The organism is Campylobacter sp. CNRCH_2007_0968H, assembly GCF_025773245.1.
GTDB lineage: Bacteria > Campylobacterota > Campylobacteria > Campylobacterales > Campylobacteraceae > Campylobacter_D > Campylobacter_D lari_D.
The window spans coordinates 65,687-83,551 of the sequence record NZ_JAKMTQ010000003.1; the positions used below are offsets into that span (position 1 = coordinate 65,687).

The following is a 17,865-nucleotide window of genomic DNA, read 5'->3' on the forward strand; positions in this document are numbered from 1 at the left end:
AAATTTATGAAATCACTACAATTTTTTTACGATAATTACCCAAAATTTCAAAAATTTGATGAAAGAAAAATTCAAATTCAAACCCATAAAAACATCATTATAAAAGGTGGTTTTGCAAGTGGTAAGAAAAATTTAATTTTAAATTTTTTATCTTTGTACAAAAGTGAAAATATACTTTTTATCGATTGTGATGATTTGAAATTTCAAGCAAGTGCTTTGGTAAATTTAAATTCGTTTTTAACCTATAATCCACAGATTAAATTTTTAGCACTTTGCAACTTTGCTCATAATTTTGACTTTGCCAGTTTAAAACACCTTAATTTGCAAATCATAATAAGCGTTTGTGATAGCAATTTTCATTTAGATTATTTTGAAGAACTTCATTTAGATTATTTAGACTTTGAAGAATTTTTAAGCTTAAACAAAAAATACGCTGACACTAAAACCATGGTAAGTTATTTTTTACATACAGGACGCAATGTGATTTTAAATCACAACTTTAACACAAACTCATCATACTTAAGAAGTTTTTACACTCCATTAGAGCTTACCATACTCAAACAAATTGCCTTGGAACTTGGGAATGAATTTAGCGTTAATGAGCTATTAAAAACACTAAAAAATACTATAAAAATTTCCAAAGATACCTTATATAAAAGCATAGAAAAACTAGAATCAAACTACACTTTGTATTTTGTAAAAAATCTTGAAAAGAATTTAAAAAAAATATATTTTTGGGACTTTTCACTAAAAAATTCTCTAAGCATACAAAAAGACTTTAGTGCTTTGTTTGAAAATTTGATTTTAAGCGAGTTGTTTAAATTTGAACAAGAAATTTTTTATACCAAATATTTTGATTTTTACTTACCAAGTCTTAAAAATGCATTTTTATGCTCGCCCTTTAAAGATAAAGATTTACTTAGTTTAAAAGTCAAAAAAATACTTAGTAAAAATCAACTCGCACTTTCGACTATTTATATCATCACGCTTTCACAAAGAGATGAGTTTTTCATAGAAGGGGTGCATGTGATGATTTTACCTTTTGATGAGTGGGCTTTAGGAAATTAATCTAACTCATCAAGCTTATGTTGATTTATGATAGAAATAATAAGCTTAGTATAATTACTTTTAATCTCTGAATATTTTTCCAAATGACTTGCCGCTTCTTTACCATCAAGTTTTTCATTTTGATTTATAGCATCCCACCGCCAAGCTCTAAATTCCTTATAAGCATCATGACGATTTAAATTTAGCAAGTATGAATCCACACTTTCTTGTAAGCTATCAAATATACGAATTTTATGAGTTTTACCTTCACTTCTTTCTTTTGGAATCAAACCTTTCTCACCCCAAGTCCATTCTCCAAATAAATTATTTGCTTCTTTAGCAAAACGACTTGTACCAGTTGCGCTTTCAATAATTGCTTGGGCTATGGCTAAAGATTTTGGAACTTTTTGGATACGCAGTTGGTATTCCTTGTGATCGTATAAATTTTTAACGCGATATTTTTCTTTTAAAAACCATAGTTTTTGCACAGCATTAGAATTTAGTTTTCTAAAATTACTCTTTAAAGCTTCCTCAAAAAAAATATCTATAAATTCTTTTTCATTTTCAATTTCTTTGAAAGAAACATCCAACAAAGCATTGATTTTTTTGATAAAAACTTCACGCTTTTCTTTTATACTTAAAGCATAATAATGTTTATCAAAACCTGCTATAAATTCAGCTTTTAAAAATAAAAAACTACTAAGTAAAATTATAATCAGCTTCAAAACAGCACTTTACCTTTCCTCTGAAAAATATTTGATCATCCTCTAATCTAAAATATAAATTTTCTTTGCTTTTTGGCTTTACTAAAATATCATCTTTAACTTTTTGATTTAAATAAGCAAGATAAAAACAAGCTCCCATACCTGTACCACAAGCTAAAGTCTCATCTTCTACCCCGCGTTCATAGGTTCTAACTCTTATAAATTCTTCATTTTCTATTTTAGCAAAATTAACATTTGCATTATATTTTTTACGCACTTCTTTGCATAAATTTACATCAAATTCATTTAAATCATCAACAAAAGTCACCATATGTGGCACACCTGTATTACATCCTTGCCAAATTCTATCTTTATGTTTAAAAGCTTCTTTAATATCCTTCACTCCGCTTAATTTAATCTCTACCATGTCATCATCAACAAATGATTTTATAAGTCCTGCTCCGGTTAAAAAATTTAAATATTGTGATTTTTTTAGATAATGATGAGCAAAATGAGCTGCTGCACGCGATCCATTACCACACATATTTGCTTTACTACCATCGCAATTATAAAATTCCCATTCAAAATCATATCTATCATGAGGCACAACTACTATAAGTCCATCAGCACCTATGCCCTCATAACGATTACAAAGAATTCTAGCTAACTCACTACGATCTTTTTTTTCACCATCTGCAAATACTACAAAATCATTTCCGCTTGCACAATATTTATAAAATTTCATTTTTAACCTTTAAAGTATGTTTTAAAAAATTTAGCACATTTTCTTCAAATTTTTCATAACTTGAAATATTTTTTATCACAAAATCTGCTTTTTTTAGTTTTTCTTCTATATCAAGTTGCAAATTAATTCTTTTTAAGGCTTCATTTTCATCTAAATTATCTCTTTGCATTAATCTTTTTAATAAAATTTCTTTTGGAGCATAAATCAATATACTTTTTCCTAGATCTTGATAATGATTATTTTCAAAAAATAAAGGCAATTCTATAAAAAAAGCCTTGTTTTTTTTATCTAAAATTAGTGCTTTTTGTAAAATTTCTTCTTTGATTTTAGGATGTAAAAAACCTTCTAACTTTTTTTTGGCGTTTAAATCATTAAATACAATAGCACCAAGCTTTTTTCTATCTATTTTTCCTGCTATAAGTAAATCATCATTATCAAAAAGTTTAGCTATGGAATTAGCATTTTCATTTAAAAGCTCATGAGCTATCACATCTGCACTTAAAGTATCAAAACCCAAATTTTGAACTATTTTTATAAAGCTTGACTTTCCACCTGCTATACTTGAAGTCACAAAATAAGCATTTTGCATAATTTAACCTTAAAATATTTTTAGTTAAAATACCTTTTAAATTCTTAAAGGAAGATAAATGAATATAAGCTATGAAGATGCGGGCGTAAGTATAGACAATGGTAATACTTTTGTAGAAGCAATTAAGCCTTTAGTAAAAGAAACTTTTAATGAAAATGTTTTAGGTGGCATAGGTTCCTTTTCAGGCGCTTTTGCCATGCCAAGTGGTTTTAAAAATCCTGTTATGCTAGCAGCAACAGATGGGGTAGGCACAAAGTTGCGTCTTGCTATTGATAGTCAAAAATTTGACACAATAGGCGAAGATTTAGTAGCAATGTGCGTGAATGATTTAATTTGCAATTTTGCTACGCCTTTGTTTTTTCTAGACTATTATGCAAGTGCAAAGTTAGATGTAGAAGTAGCTAAAAAGGTTGTAGCAGGGATTACTAATGGTTGTAAAAAAGCAAATTGTGCCTTAATAGGCGGAGAAACTGCTGAAATGCCTGGAATGTATCATAACAATGACTTTGACTTAGCAGGTTTTTCAGTGGGCATGGCTGAAAAAGATGAAATAGATAGAAGAAATTTTGTAAAAAATGGAGATATTTTACTAGCTTTGCCTAGTAGTGGGCTTCATTCTAATGGATATTCTTTAGCTAGAAAAGTATTATTTGAAGCACAAAAGCTTAAATTTGATGATAAAATATATGGTAAAAATTTAATCGATATTTTACTTGAACCTACAAGAATTTATGTAAAAGACTTTTTAAAATTAAAACCTTTCATCAATGCACTAGCTCATATAACAGGTGGTGGTTTGGTAGAGAATTTACCTAGAGTTTTCCCAAGAGGAATAGGTGCTATTATTAGAAAACATCATCTAAAAACTCCTGAAATTTTTTATCAAATAGGCCAAAGCGTAGAAGAAGCTGAAATGTATAGAAGCTTTAACATGGGTGTGGGCTTAGTTATGGTGGTAGATCCATCTAATGTAGGAAAAGTTTTAGAGAACTCAGATGCTTATGTAATAGGCGAAGTTGTGCTAAATGAAGGGGTTGTTTTAGAGTAATTAACTCCCTAGAGTTTGCTAATAAATCACATTGAGCTTAAAAATAAGCTTAATGTGATAGAGTGTATTTAATAAGGAGTTTATTGTTTTTAAATTATTTATAATACTAAAAACTTTTATAGTTTTTATATTCAACATTGGCGCATTCTTAACTTTATTGTACCAATTGTGCTTTTTTAAATTTTTATTTTGTCATTTTATAATCTGTTTTAAGCAAACTCTGGGCAATTAATTAAACACTAAGCCTTAAAAGGCTTAGTTAATCATTATTAAAATATAAAGTCAAACTGTAAAAATCCCGTATGCGAATGAGAATTATTTGCAAAAGTTCCATTATAATTAAATGACATTTCTAAATCTTCTGCCAAAGAAAAAATCAAAGACGCACTTGCATATTGATAAGTTCTTGGCAAATCTAAGGTTTCGCTTGCTTTTAAGTTTGCAAAATTTACTCTTGATTCTACTTCAGGATTAAAATTAATTCTTGCACCTACTTCAAATGAAGTGCTAATTTGCGGATGCCGTTTATTAAGCCATTTAAGAGATGCCGTACTTGAAAATAGATTTAATTCACTCTTATAATATCTTTCATGATTTAATGCTCCATCTCCATGCATGCTGAAAGCTTTTGTGAAACCACCTTCATAGTTTAAAGACACCTCAGGAGTAATTATATTATCTGCCCCATCTAAATAAAAATTCATACCAGTTCCAATACTTGCTCCATAACCATAGGTATCTGTATTACCATTAGCCTCTCTTTTTCCTTTATCAACAAATTTTTGCACATCATTTTTGGTATATGCTGCTTTGGTATGGAATTTAAAAAAGGCTTCTTTTATCTCATCTTCTAATAAAATATTAGAATACTTCAAACCAGCATACACTGTTTGCATTTTTAAAGAGAAATAATCTTTAGTATCCATATTAGCCTCTTCGGTTCCTACATAAGCTCCTAGCATACCTATATCTTTTAAAGTATGAAAGCCAGCCACTATACCTTTGGTATGTCCTTTAGAATAATCATTTGTTCCTAAAAGCTTAATGCTATTAGATGAAAAATAAGGCAATACAAAGCCGTGATAATGCTCATCTGTATCAAAACCTACTAAGTCTTTATTTGTTTTATGATTATTGTGTATTCTTGCATGTTTGTAAGCCATTCTTGATGCATCATCTAAAACAGTATCAAGGAAGAATGATCTCATCATATAAGTGTTAATTATTGTTTGAGCCATAACAGAACCCACACCAGCACTTACATCTGCTAAGGTTTCATATTGTCCTGTTATAGGATCATAAACTAAATTTAATAAATCATTGTTTGAACCAACATTACCTACTCCTATGTTACCACCACTACCAGTATTATTAACTATATTGTCAGGATTGATAGGTTTGCTTGCATCAAAATTTGGATCTGAAGTATCTACTGTGATATTATCTATATTTGTAGAACCACTTCCATTTCCACCTACATTAATAGCTCCATCAAAGCTACCATCTTCATTTGGTTTTACTATCCAATCTCCTACATTTACATTACCATTACCATTATTAGTAATGTGATTACCATCTTTATCAGGTTTAACTGTACCTTGGTTATCTATATTAACATCATTATTACCATTATTAACTATACCACCGCCGATATTACCATTGGAACCATTTGAAATAGAAGTATTACCACCGCCATTACCTACAGTGATAGAGCCACCTAAATCTCCATCGTTTTTGATTTCTAAATCACCATTGTTATTCTCAATAGAACCGCTTATAGAACCACTATTATTAATTGAGCCTAAATTACCATTGTTTATAATATTTCCACCTATACTACCATGACCACTATTGATAATCTTATCTACAGAAGAATCTTTACCTATAGATACATCCCCTGTTATTTTTCCATAATCATCATTAATGATATTACCTACTTTTGAGCCATTATCAACGCTAACATTACTGCTAATAAGCCCATTACCAGAATTAGAAATATTAGTAACTTCGCTACTATGATCAACTTTAATACCACCAGTAATCTCTCCTTGCCCAGTATTGATGATGCTTCCAACTATACTTCCATTATCAACGCTAACATCTCCTGAGATTTTACCAGTAGAAACTCCATTATTATAAAAAGAACTTGCCAAAGCACCATTGATAATATTCTCAACTTTAGAGTGATTATCTACTTTTACACTACCGCTAATCTCTCCACTTCCAGCATTGATGATACTATCTATCTGTCCTTTATTATTAACCTCTATAAAACCCTCTATTTTACCATTATCTTGATTTATTATACCACCTACTATAGAAGAGCCTTCTCCATCCACTTTTATAGTTCCGGTAATCTTAGCATTATCTTTATTTAAAATACCAGTAACCACACCGCCACTACTGATTAAAATAGATCCGCCTATATTAGCATTATCAGCATTTATAATACCAAATCCATTCTCACCACCTGAGATCATACCTTTCTCTTTAACCTCTATAGTTCCTTTTAAAGCAGATCCTCTGCTTAAATAAATTCCAGCAATTCCACCATGTATTGCAGAATTTTCTCCAGCTATAGTTGTGTTTTGATTTAAATATGCGTGATCAAAATACATCCCATAATCACCTCCATATACCACGCCACCATTTTTTATAGATATATCACTTGTAGTAGAACCTGTACTTAACAAAATACCACTTTCTCCTCCATAAATGCTACCATTATCAACATATAAATTTCCTAATGTTTGCCATTGACTTATATTTATACCATATCTTTTAGCTTTTATTATTCCATCATCTTTTATGTCTAGAGTTTCAAATTTACCATAAGATACAGCAATTCCATCATGATTTGATTCTATAGTGCCCGTATTAGTAATATTTTTAATCGTGCCACCACCTTCTAGCTTAATAGCTGCACTCCAATCATTAGTTCCTGTAGAAATTATATTACCAGAATTGTTTATAGTTCCAATATTTCCTCCATAAACAAAAATAGCAGCAGCGTTGCCATCATTAATAGTTCCGCTGTTTTCTAAATTATCTAATGTAGAGTTCCTAATATAAACACCATAACCATTTCCACTTATAGTTCCGCTGTTTTTTAAATTTTGCAATGTAGCACTATCAACTCTAATACCATGACTTCCACTTCCAATTATGGTACCTGTATTATTAAGCGTTTCTAATTTACCTCCATGATCAACTTTTATACCATTAGAACCACCTTTTATAGTTCCGCTGTTTTCTAAATTTTTTAAAGTAGTATTTTGGGTTGTTACACTAACACCAGCACTAGAGCCTTCAATTAAACCTGTATTAGTTATTTTATCTACAGTAGAATTTCCCCATATTTCTATACCATGATTATTACCATTAGCTGTACTTTTTATTGTACCAGCATTATTAATGGTTACATTAGTAGCACTACCCATAATTTCTACGCCATGTTTATTTGAGTTTGTAACACTACCATTACTTGTAATAGTTAATGAGTTATTATCACTTCCACTATTAATAGTTACACCATTACTAATAGAGCTACTTATAGTACAATCACTACTGCTACTACAATTACCACCACTAATATTTTTTGAATTTTTTACTTGTTTGGCTTTAGTGTTTTTAACACTACTATTAGAATTTTGATCATTTATAGTTACTATACTAGCATTGGCACAGGTTGCTAAAAAAGATATAGTCGCTAAAGATAAGAAAGTTTTTTTAACAAAAGAAAGATTATTGTTTAAATAAGATGATTTTAAAGTGGGATTATTTTCACATACCCCCCCCCCATAAAATAAGACATTAAAACTCCTTGATTTATTAAAATTTTTTGTAATGATAAAAAATAATTATTAATATTTTTTAAATATGATAGTGCTTTTGTTAATTATTTGTGTAAATTAGGATATTTTTATTGTTGTTATTCTTAAGATAATTTAGCTTTGATTAAAAAAAGCCTCTTAAAAATAAGAGACTTTTTTCTTATTTTATAGGATGAAGTTCATTTGCATAAAAGCTTACTGAATTCATACCTTCTTTGATAGCCCATTCATAAGCTTTTACTACAAATTCCCAATTAATGTGTGCGTAGAATTTTTCTAAATACGCAGGGCGTGCATTACGGTGATCTACATAGTAAGCATGCTCCCACACATCAACTACTAAAAGTGGAACTTTACCTTCAGTGATAGGTGTAGCAGCATTGCTTGTAGCTACTAATTCTAATTTTTGATTTTGAGTGTTATAAACTAGCCAAAACCAACCAGAACCAAATACTCCTGTAGCTCCTTTGATGAATTCTTCTTTTAAATTTTCCATAGAACCAAAGTCTTTTTCAACCGCTGCTTTAAACTCATCACTTAAAGAACAGCCACAGCCACAGCATGTTTTTGGCTTAATGCAGTCAAAATAAAAGTCATGATTATACACTTGAGCAGCGTTGTTAAAAACTCCGCCATTTGAGTTTTGTATGATATAAACTAAATCTTTTCCTGCAAATTCAGTATCTTTAATAAGATTGTTTAGGTTATTTACATAAGTTTGATGGTGTTTGCCATGATGAAATGCAAAAGTTTCTGCGCTCAAAAAGTCTCCAAAAGCGTCTGCTTCGTAAGGTAGTTTTCTTAATTCAAACATATTGTTCTCCTTTTTTTTAAATTTTATAGCATTCTAACATAGTTAAGTTAAAAAAGACTAAATGAGTCTTTATTTTTCAAAAAGTATTACTTTGCCTTGTTCTAAGCTTTTTGCTACATCGATAATGCGTTGGTTTTTACTACCTTTAAATTTTAAAGATAAGTCTTTTTGCTCTAAAATAAACTTCCCATCTATCAAAACATCAGCTAAGATAAGCAATTCTTTCATAGCTTGTTCTTGCAATAGCTCTTCATAAGTAAAACCTGTATATATAGTAAGATCAAGCCCTAAAGCCTTAATGTGTTTTGCTAGAATACTTAAATTTTTTGCTTGCATAAAAGGCTCCCCGCCACTAAAAGTAACACCTTGGAGCAAAGGATTTTTACAAATATCATCATACAAACTTGCTAAATCTTGCAAATATCCTTTGTTAAAATCATGTGTTTGTGGATTATGACAACCTTTGCAATGATGAGGGCAGCCTTGAGTAAAAATCACATAACGCAAACCATAGCCATCGACTATGGATTCTTTTATGACACCGGCTAATCTAAGAAAAATCGTGTTTAATTCTTGCATGAACTTCAGCTTTTTTAGCGTCATTAAAACGATCAAGCGTTCCTACTAAATAGCCTGTGATTCTTCTTATGCGTTCAAATTTAATATCATCTTCTTTTCTATGGCACTTTGGACAAAACTCATCTATCACACCACTATAACCACATACCGGATCTCTATCTAGTGGGAAATTAATCGAGCCATAGCCTATATTGCTTTCTTTCATACATTTTATAATGCGTTCAAAACTTTCTAAATTCTTACTCACATCGCCGTTTAATTCTACATAAGTAATATGCCCGCCATTATTTAACTCATGATATGGGGCTTCGATTTGAATTTTTTCATATATACTAATAGGAAAATCCACAGGAATATGAAAAGAATTAGTATAAAAATCTTTATCGGTTACGCCTTTTAAAATGCCGTATTTTTTTTGATCTAGCTTTAAAAATCTTCCACTTAAGCCTTCAGCCGGGGTAGCTATGAGTGAAAAATTCAGTTTGTCTTTGAGTGCTTTTTCATCGACAAATTCACGCATAAAACGCACGATTTGCAAACCTAAGTCCCTTGCTTCTTGACTTTGTCCATGATGAGAACCTACTAAAGCTATTAAACTCTCACAAAGTCCTATATAACCTATAGCCAAAGTCCCGTGTGCTATGATTTTTTCTACGCTATCATTTTCTTTTAAAGAATCTGAATCTATCCAAATTCCCTCGCCCATTAAAAATGGGAAATTTTTAACCTTTTTTAGACTTTGAATTTTATATCTATGAAGTAATTGCTCATACACAAGCTCTAATTTTTCTTTTAAAAGTGAGTAAAAAAGCTCTAAATTTCCTTTGGCTTCTATGGCTAAACGCACAAGGTTTATACTTGTAAAACTTAAATTTCCCCTGCCACTTGTGATTTCTTTGCTCTCATCATAAACATTTGCCATAACCCTAGTTCTACAACCCATATAAGCTACTTCGCTATTATAATCACCCTTTTTATAGTATTTTGCATTAAAGCTTGCATCTAAAAAGCTAAAATTTGGAAAAAGTCTTTTAGAAGCACATTCTATAGCGAGTTTAAAAAGCTTGTAGTTTGGATCTTTTTCATTATAATTAATACCTTCTTTTATTTTAAAAATTTGCACAGGAAAAATTGGTGTTTCACCATTTCCTAAGCCTTTCATCGTGGCTTTGAGTAAATTTTCTATTACCATTTGCCCTTCAAAAGAAGTATCGGTGCCATAATTTAGCGTGCTAAAAGGCACTTGAGCTCCTGCTCTTGAGTTCATAGTATTAAGATTATGCACCAAAGCTTCCATAGCTTGAAAAGTCGCATCTTGGGTTTGCTTTAATGCTCTTTTGTAAGCATAAGCATTTGCTTGTTTTAAAAAATTCTCATCACTATTTAAATCAAGCTTTAAAAGCTCTTTAAAGCATTCTTTTTCGCTTGAAACTTGAAAATTAGCATTTTTAAAGCATTGCTCGTCTAGGTTTTGTTCTAATTTTATTTCAAAAAAAGCATTTATAGCCTTTTTATACTCTTTTTGAAAAGTCTTTGCCACACCCTTTGCCATAGCAAAATCAAAATTTGGTATAGATTGACCCCCATGCATTTCATTTTGATTAGCCTGTAAAGCAATGCAAGCTAAAGAAGCATAAGATCTGATATCATTTGGCTCACGCAAACTTCCATGTCCAGTGCTAAAACCATTTTCAAAAAGCTTTAACAAGTCTATTTGACAACAAGTTTGTGTTAGCATATAAAAGTCTTTATCGTGTATATGTATATCGCCATTTTTATGTGCATTTGCGATATGTTTTGGTAAAATACACTCATCTACATAGTATTTTGCTCCTTCTGAACCATATTTTAACATCATACCCATAGCACTATCTGAGTTGATATTGGCATTTTCTCTTTTTAAATCAGCTTCTTTGGAATCTTTGAAGGTTAAATCATCATACAAATTTAGCAAATCATAGCTACCATTGCGGATTTGTGTTCTTTTTTGGCGGTATAATATATAAGATTTTGCAGTATTGATTAAAGCATTTTTTATTAAAACCTCTTCAACTTTATCTTGAATTTGTTCTACTTGTGCATGATTTTCATCAAGCAAAGCTACAACCTCATCACAAAGCCTACCTAATTCATCATTTTCTAATTTTTTATCAGTAGAGTTTATATTGGCTCTAAAAATAGCATTTTTAATTTTAAAAATATCAAATGCAACTTGACTTTTATCTCTTTTTGTAATAAATTTTATTTTCATGTAAATTTTCCTAAAAAATAATCTCTAGAAGCTAAAAAATAACGCTTTATGAAGATAAGTTTAGTACAAAAACTTGATGAAAAACTTAAAAAGATAAAAGAAAAATTCACACAAAAATTGTGTGAATTTTGTTTATTCTAACTCTATACCTTTTACTGCATAAAGTTTATCAATACCACGATTTCCAAACATTTTTTCAGTATTACAATCCTTTTGGATATTCCACTCATCTAGCTCATGATGGAAATTTTTGCAATTGTGAAAAAGATATGCCATAGTAATTACATTTTGCACATCCCAATTCACAACACTATGCTCATACGCATGACAGTTTTCAAAACAATGTGCCATTCTAGTAGTATTTGAAGTTTTCCAATGCAATAAAGAATGATTGAAATTAACACAATTAAAAAACATATAAGACATATCTTTTAAATTTTGAGTATCCCATTTTGATAAATCTTGATTAAAATTTTTGCAGTTAAAAAACATACTTGCCATATTTTCAACTTTAGAAACATTCCAGCGTGACAAATTTGCATTAAAACTTTCGCAACAATAAAACATATAAGACATATCTTTAGCATTTGATACATCCCAATGTTCAATACCTAAAAAATCCAATCTTTTAGAATAATAAAATACATAAGAAAAATCATCAATCAAAGATACATCAATATCTCTTAGAGAAATTCTTTCATTATGCACCAAATTCATTAACTCATTTTTGCTTTTAGGTCTATACATTTTGTCCTCCTTTTTGTATATTTTAAAAAACAAGTGTGAAGTCAATGTAAAAATTTACAAATTATTAATAATAACTTTCAATATATTAATAATAAGTATTTTAAAATAAACTTAATTTAAATAAGATAAAACAAATAAAAAATATTTAAATCGAACAATGTAACTTTTTGTAAAATATGACAATGATTATCAAAAAAAGTGGATATAAATATAGTAAGTGGTGACCCATACGAGACTCGAACTCGTGTTACCGCCGTGAAAGGGCGATGTCCTAACCGCTAGACGAATGGGCCATTTTGCAGTTTTAAGATGAAATTATAACAATTTTTACTTAATAATTATTTAAGGCATTAAAAAATACCTTAAATATCGATTTCTATCCCTACAGGAGCATGATCTGAGCCAAAAATATCATCTCTTATAAAAGCATTTTTAAGTTTATCTTTTAAGCCATTAGAAATGAAAAAATAATCAATCCTCCAGCCCACATTTCTTTCTCTTGCTTTCATTCTATAACTCCACCACGAATACTTTTCTTTAACATCGCCATTTATATGTCTAAAAGTATCTATAAAACCTAATTTTAATAAATCATCTATCCAAGCACGCTCAATCGGTAGAAAACCTGAAGTTTTTTCATTAGCTTTTGGGTGGGTTAAGTCTATCTCACGATGTGCGGTATTAACATCTCCACAGATGATAATTTCTTTACCTTCTTTTAAAAGTTTATCTAAATACATTAAAAAGTCATTATAAAATTTCATTTTAAAATTCAAACGCTCTTCATCTTTTTGACCATTTGGAAAGTAAATATTAAACAAAACTACATTTTTAAAGCTATGCTCTAAAACTCTACCCTCATCATCATCAAAAAACTCACATTTTTTTACCTCACAATCAAAATTACACAAGCTCATTACACCTGAATACCCTGCTCTTTTGGCACTATTTGAATACATATGTTTAAAAGGATATTCATAAATTCTTTTTGGAAATTTATCCTCGTGTGCTTTGATTTCTTGAAAGCCTATAAAATCAATTTCTTCTTTTTCAATCCAATCAAGTGCATTTTTATCACAAATTGCCCTTAGGCCATTTACATTCCATGATAATAATTTCATAATTTAATCCTTAAACTTACAAAAAGCAAAATCATACCATAAAGATATTAAGTTAACCATTTTTATTTATAATTAAATCTTTAATTTTGAAAGGATTTCATGAAATTTTTTAATATATCGTGGCTTAAATTTATTATTTTGAGTGCTTTTTATATAACTAGTATCAATCTGAAATTGTTTTCTTATATTCACGAAAATTTACATCCTCATAATAATGATATTTCCATTATTTTATATATAATTATATATTTTGCACTATTAGTTGGAATTTTCGCTTTATTATTTTTGCCTTATCTTAGCAAGATTTTAATGATTTTTTTAATAGGTGTGAGTTCAATTAGTAGTTATTTTATGATCAATTATGGTGTTATTATAGATCATGATATGATTAGAAATGCTATGCAAACTGATCAAAAAGAAGTACGCGATCTGATTAATTTTAATATTTTTGTTTATATATTTTTTACTTTTGTGATTCCAGCATTTTTAGTTATAAAAGCTAAAATAGAATATCACAATATCAAAAAACATTTAATCATTAAATTTAGCACTTTAGTTGTTGCTTTATTTGTTGCTTTTGGATTGCTTGGAATTTTTTCAAAAAGTATTGTACCATTTTTAAGAACTTATAATGAAGTAAGAGTTTATAACACTCCTTTTTATCAAATTTATTCAGCAATTAAATATATAAAATTAGAAGTTATTCCAGAAAAAGAACTTCAAAAGATAGCTTTAGATGCGAAAATGGAAAAAGACTTAAACAAAACTATGATTTTAGTCATAGGGGAAACCGCTAGAGCAAATAACTATTCTTTGGGTAGTTATACCAAAAATGATACTAATTTTTATACCAAAAACGAACCTAATTTAATATATTTTGACAATGTAAGCTCTTGCGGGACAGCAACTGCTAGAAGTTTACCTTGTATATTTTCAAGACACAAAAGAGCTACTTTTGACAATAGTCTTTATGAAGAAAATGCTTTAGATATTTTACAAAGAGTTGGAGTTCAAAGTGTTTGGCTTGGAAATAATTCTGGAGGTTGCAAAGGAAACTGCGATCGTATAGCACATAAATTGATTTCAAAAGATTATGATGAGAGTTTACTTGAGCTTGTAAAAGAACAATTACAAAATCCATCTTCAAGTAAAATCATAGTCGTTCATTTGCAAGGTTCTCATGGACCAGCTTATTTTAAGCGCTATCCAAATGAGTTTAAAAAATTTACGCCAACTTGCGATACAAATGAATTACAACAATGCTCGCAAGAAGAATTAACTAATACCTATGACAATACTTTACTTTATACAGATTTTATCATCAAAAGTCTTATTGACTTACTAAAGCAAAATCCTGCACAAAATGCTTCATTGTTGTATGTATCAGACCATGGAGAAAGTTTAGGAGAAAATGGAATTTACCTTCATGGAATGCCCTATTTCATAGCACCAAAAGAACAAACTCATGTTCCTATGATTCTTTGGAGCAAAGATAATAATTTAATCCAAGAATTACAAAAAAAGAAAGATTATAAATTATCTCAAGATAATATTTTTTCAAGTTTATTAGGATATTTTAATGTCCAAACTAAAGAATATGAAGAAAACTATGACTTATATAGTAAAAATTTAAAGGAAAATCCTTAATGAAGCCAAAGTATTCTTTATTTAAAAATGCAAGTTATGCCTTTAGTGGCATTAAATTCTTGCTTAAAGATGAAATGGCTTTTAGAATAGAATTTGCCATTATCTTACCTTTGATTTTTGTAAGCTTTTTTTTACCTGCGAGTTTTTTAGAACATTTTGTGCTTATTTTAGTATTAGTTTTGATTTTAATTATAGAGGCATTAAATTCTGCCATAGAAGCTTGCGTGGATCTTTGTACGAGCGAATTTCACATCTTAGCTAAAAAAGCAAAAGATTGTGCGAGCGCTGGGGTGTTTTTTAGCGTTGTTTTGGCTATAATTACTTGGAGTTTTATTCTTTTTAATATGGCTAGAGAATGGATGATAAAGTAAAAACACTATGCATAAAAATCTTTGGTAAAAAACGCTTTGAAATTTTAGAATTTTTAGCCCTTCATGCTAATGAAGATGGCTTTGTCTTTGCAAATATCGAAGAACTTTCTAAAAAGTTAAACATCAGTAAACCAACCATCATTTCTACTTTTAAATTTTTAGAAGAGAAGGCTTTGCTTGAAAAGCTCAAAAACGGCTTATATAAACTCAAATAGGAGATAAAATGACACTTAAAAACCCTTTGGATATGCATTTACATTTACGCGATGAAAGCATGCTTGAACTTGTAGCTCCATTTAGCGCAAAAGACTTTAAAGCAGGAGTTATCATGCCAAATTTAATCACTCCGCTTACTGAAATAAATACACTAAAAGCTTACAAAGAACGCATTTTAAAAGCATGCAAAAATGAAGATTTTACGCCTTTGATGACTTTATTTTTTAAAGACTATGATGAGAAATTTTTAGAAAAAGCTAAAGATGAAATTTTTGCTATCAAACTTTATCCTGCAGGCATAACTACAAATTCAGATAATGGAATTTCAAGCTTTGATATAGAAAAGTTAAAACCTACACTAAATGCTATGAGTGAGCTTGGCCTGCCTTTACTTGTACATGGAGAAACAAATGATTTTGTAATGGACAGAGAAGCAAATTTTGCTAAAATCTATGAAAAATTAACTAAAAATTTTCCAAAATTAAAAATTGTAATGGAACATATTACCACTAAGGTTTTGTGTGATTTATTAAAAGATTATGAAAATTTATACGCAACTATCACTTTACATCATTTAATGATAACCCTTGATGATGTGGTGGGTGGTAAGATGGATCCGCATTTATTTTGCAAGCCTATTGCAAAACGCTATGAAGACAAAGACGCTTTATGTGAGCTTGCTTTTAGCGGCTATGAAAAGACTATGCTTGGAAGCGATAGCGCACCTCATCCATTGCACACTAAAGAATGTTGTGGTTGTGCAGCTGGAGTATTTAGCGCACCGGTGATTTTACCTGTATTAGCTGAACTTTTTGAAAAACACTCAAATGAAGCAAATTTACAAAAATTTATTTCAGATAATGCTTGTAAAATCCATAATCTTAAATTTGAAAAAGATAAAATCATCACTTTAGAAAAACAAGAATGGCAAGTAGCGCAAAAATACGGCGATGTAGTGCCATTTATGGCGGGAAAAACTTTAAATTTCAAGGTTATTTAGCCTTGAAATTTAATCAATAATCAAAAGTTTTATCTTAGCTTCTATAATCTCTTCTACCTCATCTTTTACAAAGCTTTCTAACTCTTGTTTGTTTGCATTAATGCCATTCATACTCAAATGCCACAAAGCATTTTCTATCGCACTATCTTTATCTCTTTTTACTACTCTAATTTCATTAAAAATTTCACTCTCATAAGAAATATTTTGCGCATTTAAAAAACTTTGCAAATCACTTTCACAAAAACCTTTAAAATGCGTGTTAAAATGCTCAAATATAGGATCTAAAAAGCTACTTTTGCGCCTACTCGCCCAGCCTAAATATACTTTTTTAGAAGCTAAGCTTAAAAAAGCTTTATAGTCTTTTTCATTTTGCAAAGCAGGAGACATACTCAAAAAGGCTAAACCAAAATTTGTGTTATTGTTTTTATAAAAGTTTTCAAAGTCTAAATTTAAAGTTTTTATATTTGATATAGCGTGAGTTTTTGCATCTTCTTGTAAAATTTCAAGCATAGCACTAGAGCTATCTACACCCAAAACACTTTTTGCTTTTTGTGCTAAATGCAAAGTCCAAACACCACTTCCACAACCTATATCCACCACGCTTTTATCTTGTAAAGACCCAAGTTTTGCAAAAGTAACTTTTTGAATTTCGTTTAAGTTAGAACTATATCTTGCATAGCTTTTTGCTTTTTTATTCCATAAATTCATTATTCATTCTCACATTTTTGGCAAATTCCTTTAATCACAACACTTTTTATAATCCCTTTAATTTCAGGCATTTTTACATCACTAATCTCATGACATACATCGCATATAAAATGTGCTTTAGCATGATCTGCTAATTCATAAAAACTTTTGCGATCAAGTTGACTTTTATTAACAATACCCTTTTTTTCAAAAAGCTCCATATTTCTATAAAAGCTAGTTTTATTTGCTTTGAGATTAAATTGATCATAACTTAATGGGGTTTTAGCAAGAGATAAAATTTGCAAGATTTCCACTCGTAAAGTTGTCATAGAAATATCATGTTTTTTTAATAAATCAATAGCTTCCATAATTCTACCTTAGAAAATAAATGTATTTTACCACAAAAAAAGTTTTATAAATGCAACTTAATTTTTAAGTTGCAACTAAGTTGCATTATATATAATTA

The 17,865-nt window shown here is 29.6% G+C and carries 17 protein-coding genes and 1 tRNA gene; 6 read left to right on the forward strand and 12 right to left on the reverse strand.

Going from position 1 to position 17,865, the window contains the following annotated elements; all coding sequences use genetic code 11:
* The first annotated feature begins 6 nt into the window (after positions 1-6).
* Positions 7-1,068 carry an ATP-binding protein gene (locus tag L8Y18_RS02520; protein WP_263661859.1) on the forward strand — a complete coding sequence of 354 codons (1,062 nt, stop codon included), beginning with the start codon at positions 7-9 and terminating at the stop codon, positions 1,066-1,068.
* Here the strand turns inward: L8Y18_RS02520 and L8Y18_RS02525 are convergent.
* From L8Y18_RS02525 to coaE, 3 genes are read right to left on the reverse strand one after another with little or no spacing between them, the layout of a single operon-like run.
* On the reverse strand, positions 1,065-1,772 hold the full coding sequence (locus tag L8Y18_RS02525) for a glucosaminidase domain-containing protein (protein ID WP_263662697.1): 708 nt from the start codon (positions 1,770-1,772) through the stop codon (positions 1,065-1,067). The genes L8Y18_RS02520 and L8Y18_RS02525 overlap by 4 nt on opposite strands.
* Complete coding sequence (gene dapF, locus L8Y18_RS02530) at positions 1,747-2,496, reverse strand: diaminopimelate epimerase (RefSeq protein ID WP_133319131.1); 750 nt, start codon at positions 2,494-2,496, stop codon at positions 1,747-1,749. Before dapF ends, L8Y18_RS02525 begins: the two co-directional genes overlap by 26 nt.
* Complete coding sequence (coaE, locus tag L8Y18_RS02535; RefSeq protein WP_220566998.1) at positions 2,483-3,085, reverse strand: dephospho-CoA kinase; 603 nt, start codon at positions 3,083-3,085, stop codon at positions 2,483-2,485. Before coaE ends, dapF begins: the two co-directional genes overlap by 14 nt.
* Positions 3,086-3,143: 58 nt before the next feature.
* Here coaE and purM point away from each other — a divergent pair, with 58 nt between their 5' ends.
* A complete protein-coding gene (purM, locus tag L8Y18_RS02540; RefSeq protein ID WP_263676187.1) occupies positions 3,144-4,133 on the forward strand; it encodes a phosphoribosylformylglycinamidine cyclo-ligase in 990 nt (329 codons plus the stop codon).
* Between the two features lie 269 nt (positions 4,134-4,402).
* Here purM and L8Y18_RS02545 read toward each other — a convergent pair whose 3' ends face one another.
* The 7 genes from L8Y18_RS02545 to L8Y18_RS02575 form a co-directional block, all read right to left on the reverse strand.
* Positions 4,403-7,573 carry an autotransporter outer membrane beta-barrel domain-containing protein gene (locus L8Y18_RS02545; protein ID WP_263676188.1) on the reverse strand — a complete coding sequence of 1,057 codons (3,171 nt, stop codon included), beginning with the start codon at positions 7,571-7,573 and terminating at the stop codon, positions 4,403-4,405.
* A gap of 553 nt (positions 7,574-8,126) precedes the next feature.
* Positions 8,127-8,780, reverse strand: a complete 654-nt coding sequence (sodB, locus tag L8Y18_RS02550; protein ID WP_263661422.1) for a superoxide dismutase [Fe] — start codon at positions 8,778-8,780, stop codon at positions 8,127-8,129.
* Between the two features lie 69 nt (positions 8,781-8,849).
* Positions 8,850-9,359 (reverse strand): anaerobic ribonucleoside-triphosphate reductase activating protein, encoded by a 510-nt coding sequence (gene nrdG, locus L8Y18_RS02555; RefSeq protein WP_165955263.1) that lies wholly within the window; start codon positions 9,357-9,359, stop codon positions 8,850-8,852.
* A complete protein-coding gene (locus tag L8Y18_RS02560; RefSeq protein WP_263676190.1) occupies positions 9,331-11,610 on the reverse strand; it encodes an anaerobic ribonucleoside triphosphate reductase in 2,280 nt (759 codons plus the stop codon). The genes nrdG and L8Y18_RS02560 overlap by 29 nt, the downstream gene beginning before the upstream one ends.
* A gap of 132 nt (positions 11,611-11,742) precedes the next feature.
* Positions 11,743-12,357, reverse strand: a complete 615-nt coding sequence (locus L8Y18_RS02565) for a BspA family leucine-rich repeat surface protein (protein ID WP_263669998.1) — start codon at positions 12,355-12,357, stop codon at positions 11,743-11,745.
* A 218-nt stretch (positions 12,358-12,575) separates the two neighbouring features.
* A tRNA-Glu gene (locus L8Y18_RS02570) sits at positions 12,576-12,650 on the reverse strand.
* A 69-nt stretch (positions 12,651-12,719) separates the two neighbouring features.
* Positions 12,720-13,478, reverse strand: a complete 759-nt coding sequence (locus tag L8Y18_RS02575) for an exodeoxyribonuclease III (protein ID WP_133319125.1) — start codon at positions 13,476-13,478, stop codon at positions 12,720-12,722.
* 99 nt (positions 13,479-13,577) lie between these two features.
* Here L8Y18_RS02575 and L8Y18_RS02580 point away from each other — a divergent pair, with 99 nt between their 5' ends.
* The 4 genes from L8Y18_RS02580 to pyrC are packed head-to-tail and all read left to right on the forward strand — an operon-like array spanning position 13,578 to position 16,712.
* Positions 13,578-15,125: a phosphoethanolamine transferase gene (locus L8Y18_RS02580; RefSeq protein WP_220566993.1), complete on the forward strand. Its 1,548-nt coding sequence runs from the start codon at positions 13,578-13,580 to the stop codon at positions 15,123-15,125.
* The gene (locus L8Y18_RS02585) at positions 15,125-15,496 is read left to right on the forward strand and encodes a diacylglycerol kinase (protein WP_220566992.1); all 372 of its coding nucleotides are present in this window, start codon (positions 15,125-15,127) and stop codon (positions 15,494-15,496) included. The genes L8Y18_RS02580 and L8Y18_RS02585 overlap by 1 nt, the downstream gene beginning before the upstream one ends.
* A complete protein-coding gene (locus tag L8Y18_RS02590) occupies positions 15,481-15,711 on the forward strand; it encodes a helix-turn-helix domain-containing protein (RefSeq protein WP_012660796.1) in 231 nt (76 codons plus the stop codon). Before L8Y18_RS02585 ends, L8Y18_RS02590 begins: the two co-directional genes overlap by 16 nt.
* Positions 15,712-15,719: 8 nt before the next feature.
* The gene (pyrC, locus tag L8Y18_RS02595; protein ID WP_220566991.1) at positions 15,720-16,712 is read left to right on the forward strand and encodes a dihydroorotase; all 993 of its coding nucleotides are present in this window, start codon (positions 15,720-15,722) and stop codon (positions 16,710-16,712) included.
* Between the two features lie 9 nt (positions 16,713-16,721).
* Here pyrC and L8Y18_RS02600 read toward each other — a convergent pair whose 3' ends face one another.
* Positions 16,722-17,420 (reverse strand): class I SAM-dependent methyltransferase, encoded by a 699-nt coding sequence (locus tag L8Y18_RS02600; RefSeq protein ID WP_263676194.1) that lies wholly within the window; start codon positions 17,418-17,420, stop codon positions 16,722-16,724.
* On the reverse strand, positions 17,420-17,767 hold the full coding sequence (locus L8Y18_RS02605) for a Fur family transcriptional regulator (protein WP_220566989.1): 348 nt from the start codon (positions 17,765-17,767) through the stop codon (positions 17,420-17,422). The genes L8Y18_RS02600 and L8Y18_RS02605 overlap by 1 nt, the downstream gene beginning before the upstream one ends.
* Between the last annotated feature and the right edge of the window lie 98 nt (positions 17,768-17,865).

Bases quoted from the DNA above. Each gene is read 5' to 3' on its own strand.
- L8Y18_RS02520 (WP_263661859.1), top strand. From the start codon at position 7: ATGAAATCACTACAATTTTTTTACGATAATTACCCAAAATTTCAAAAA.
- dapF (WP_133319131.1), bottom strand. From the start codon at position 2,496: ATGAAATTTTATAAATATTGTGCAAGCGGAAATGATTTTGTAGTATTT.
- coaE (WP_220566998.1), bottom strand. From the start codon at position 3,085: ATGCAAAATGCTTATTTTGTGACTTCAAGTATAGCAGGTGGAAAGTCA.
- purM (WP_263676187.1), top strand. From the start codon at position 3,144: ATGAATATAAGCTATGAAGATGCGGGCGTAAGTATAGACAATGGTAAT.
- L8Y18_RS02545 (WP_263676188.1), bottom strand. From the start codon at position 7,573: ATGGGTAGTGCTACTAATGTAACCATTAATAATGCTGGTACAATAAAA.
- sodB (WP_263661422.1), bottom strand. From the start codon at position 8,780: ATGTTTGAATTAAGAAAACTACCTTACGAAGCAGACGCTTTTGGAGAC.
- nrdG (WP_165955263.1), bottom strand. From the start codon at position 9,359: ATGCAAGAATTAAACACGATTTTTCTTAGATTAGCCGGTGTCATAAAA.
- L8Y18_RS02560 (WP_263676190.1), bottom strand. From the start codon at position 11,610: ATGAAAATAAAATTTATTACAAAAAGAGATAAAAGTCAAGTTGCATTT.
- L8Y18_RS02565 (WP_263669998.1), bottom strand. From the start codon at position 12,357: ATGTATAGACCTAAAAGCAAAAATGAGTTAATGAATTTGGTGCATAAT.
- L8Y18_RS02575 (WP_133319125.1), bottom strand. From the start codon at position 13,478: ATGAAATTATTATCATGGAATGTAAATGGCCTAAGGGCAATTTGTGAT.
- L8Y18_RS02580 (WP_220566993.1), top strand. From the start codon at position 13,578: ATGAAATTTTTTAATATATCGTGGCTTAAATTTATTATTTTGAGTGCT.
- L8Y18_RS02585 (WP_220566992.1), top strand. From the start codon at position 15,125: ATGAAGCCAAAGTATTCTTTATTTAAAAATGCAAGTTATGCCTTTAGT.
- L8Y18_RS02590 (WP_012660796.1), top strand. From the start codon at position 15,481: ATGGATGATAAAGTAAAAACACTATGCATAAAAATCTTTGGTAAAAAA.
- pyrC (WP_220566991.1), top strand. From the start codon at position 15,720: ATGACACTTAAAAACCCTTTGGATATGCATTTACATTTACGCGATGAA.
- L8Y18_RS02600 (WP_263676194.1), bottom strand. From the start codon at position 17,420: ATGAATTTATGGAATAAAAAAGCAAAAAGCTATGCAAGATATAGTTCT.
- L8Y18_RS02605 (WP_220566989.1), bottom strand. From the start codon at position 17,767: ATGGAAGCTATTGATTTATTAAAAAAACATGATATTTCTATGACAACT.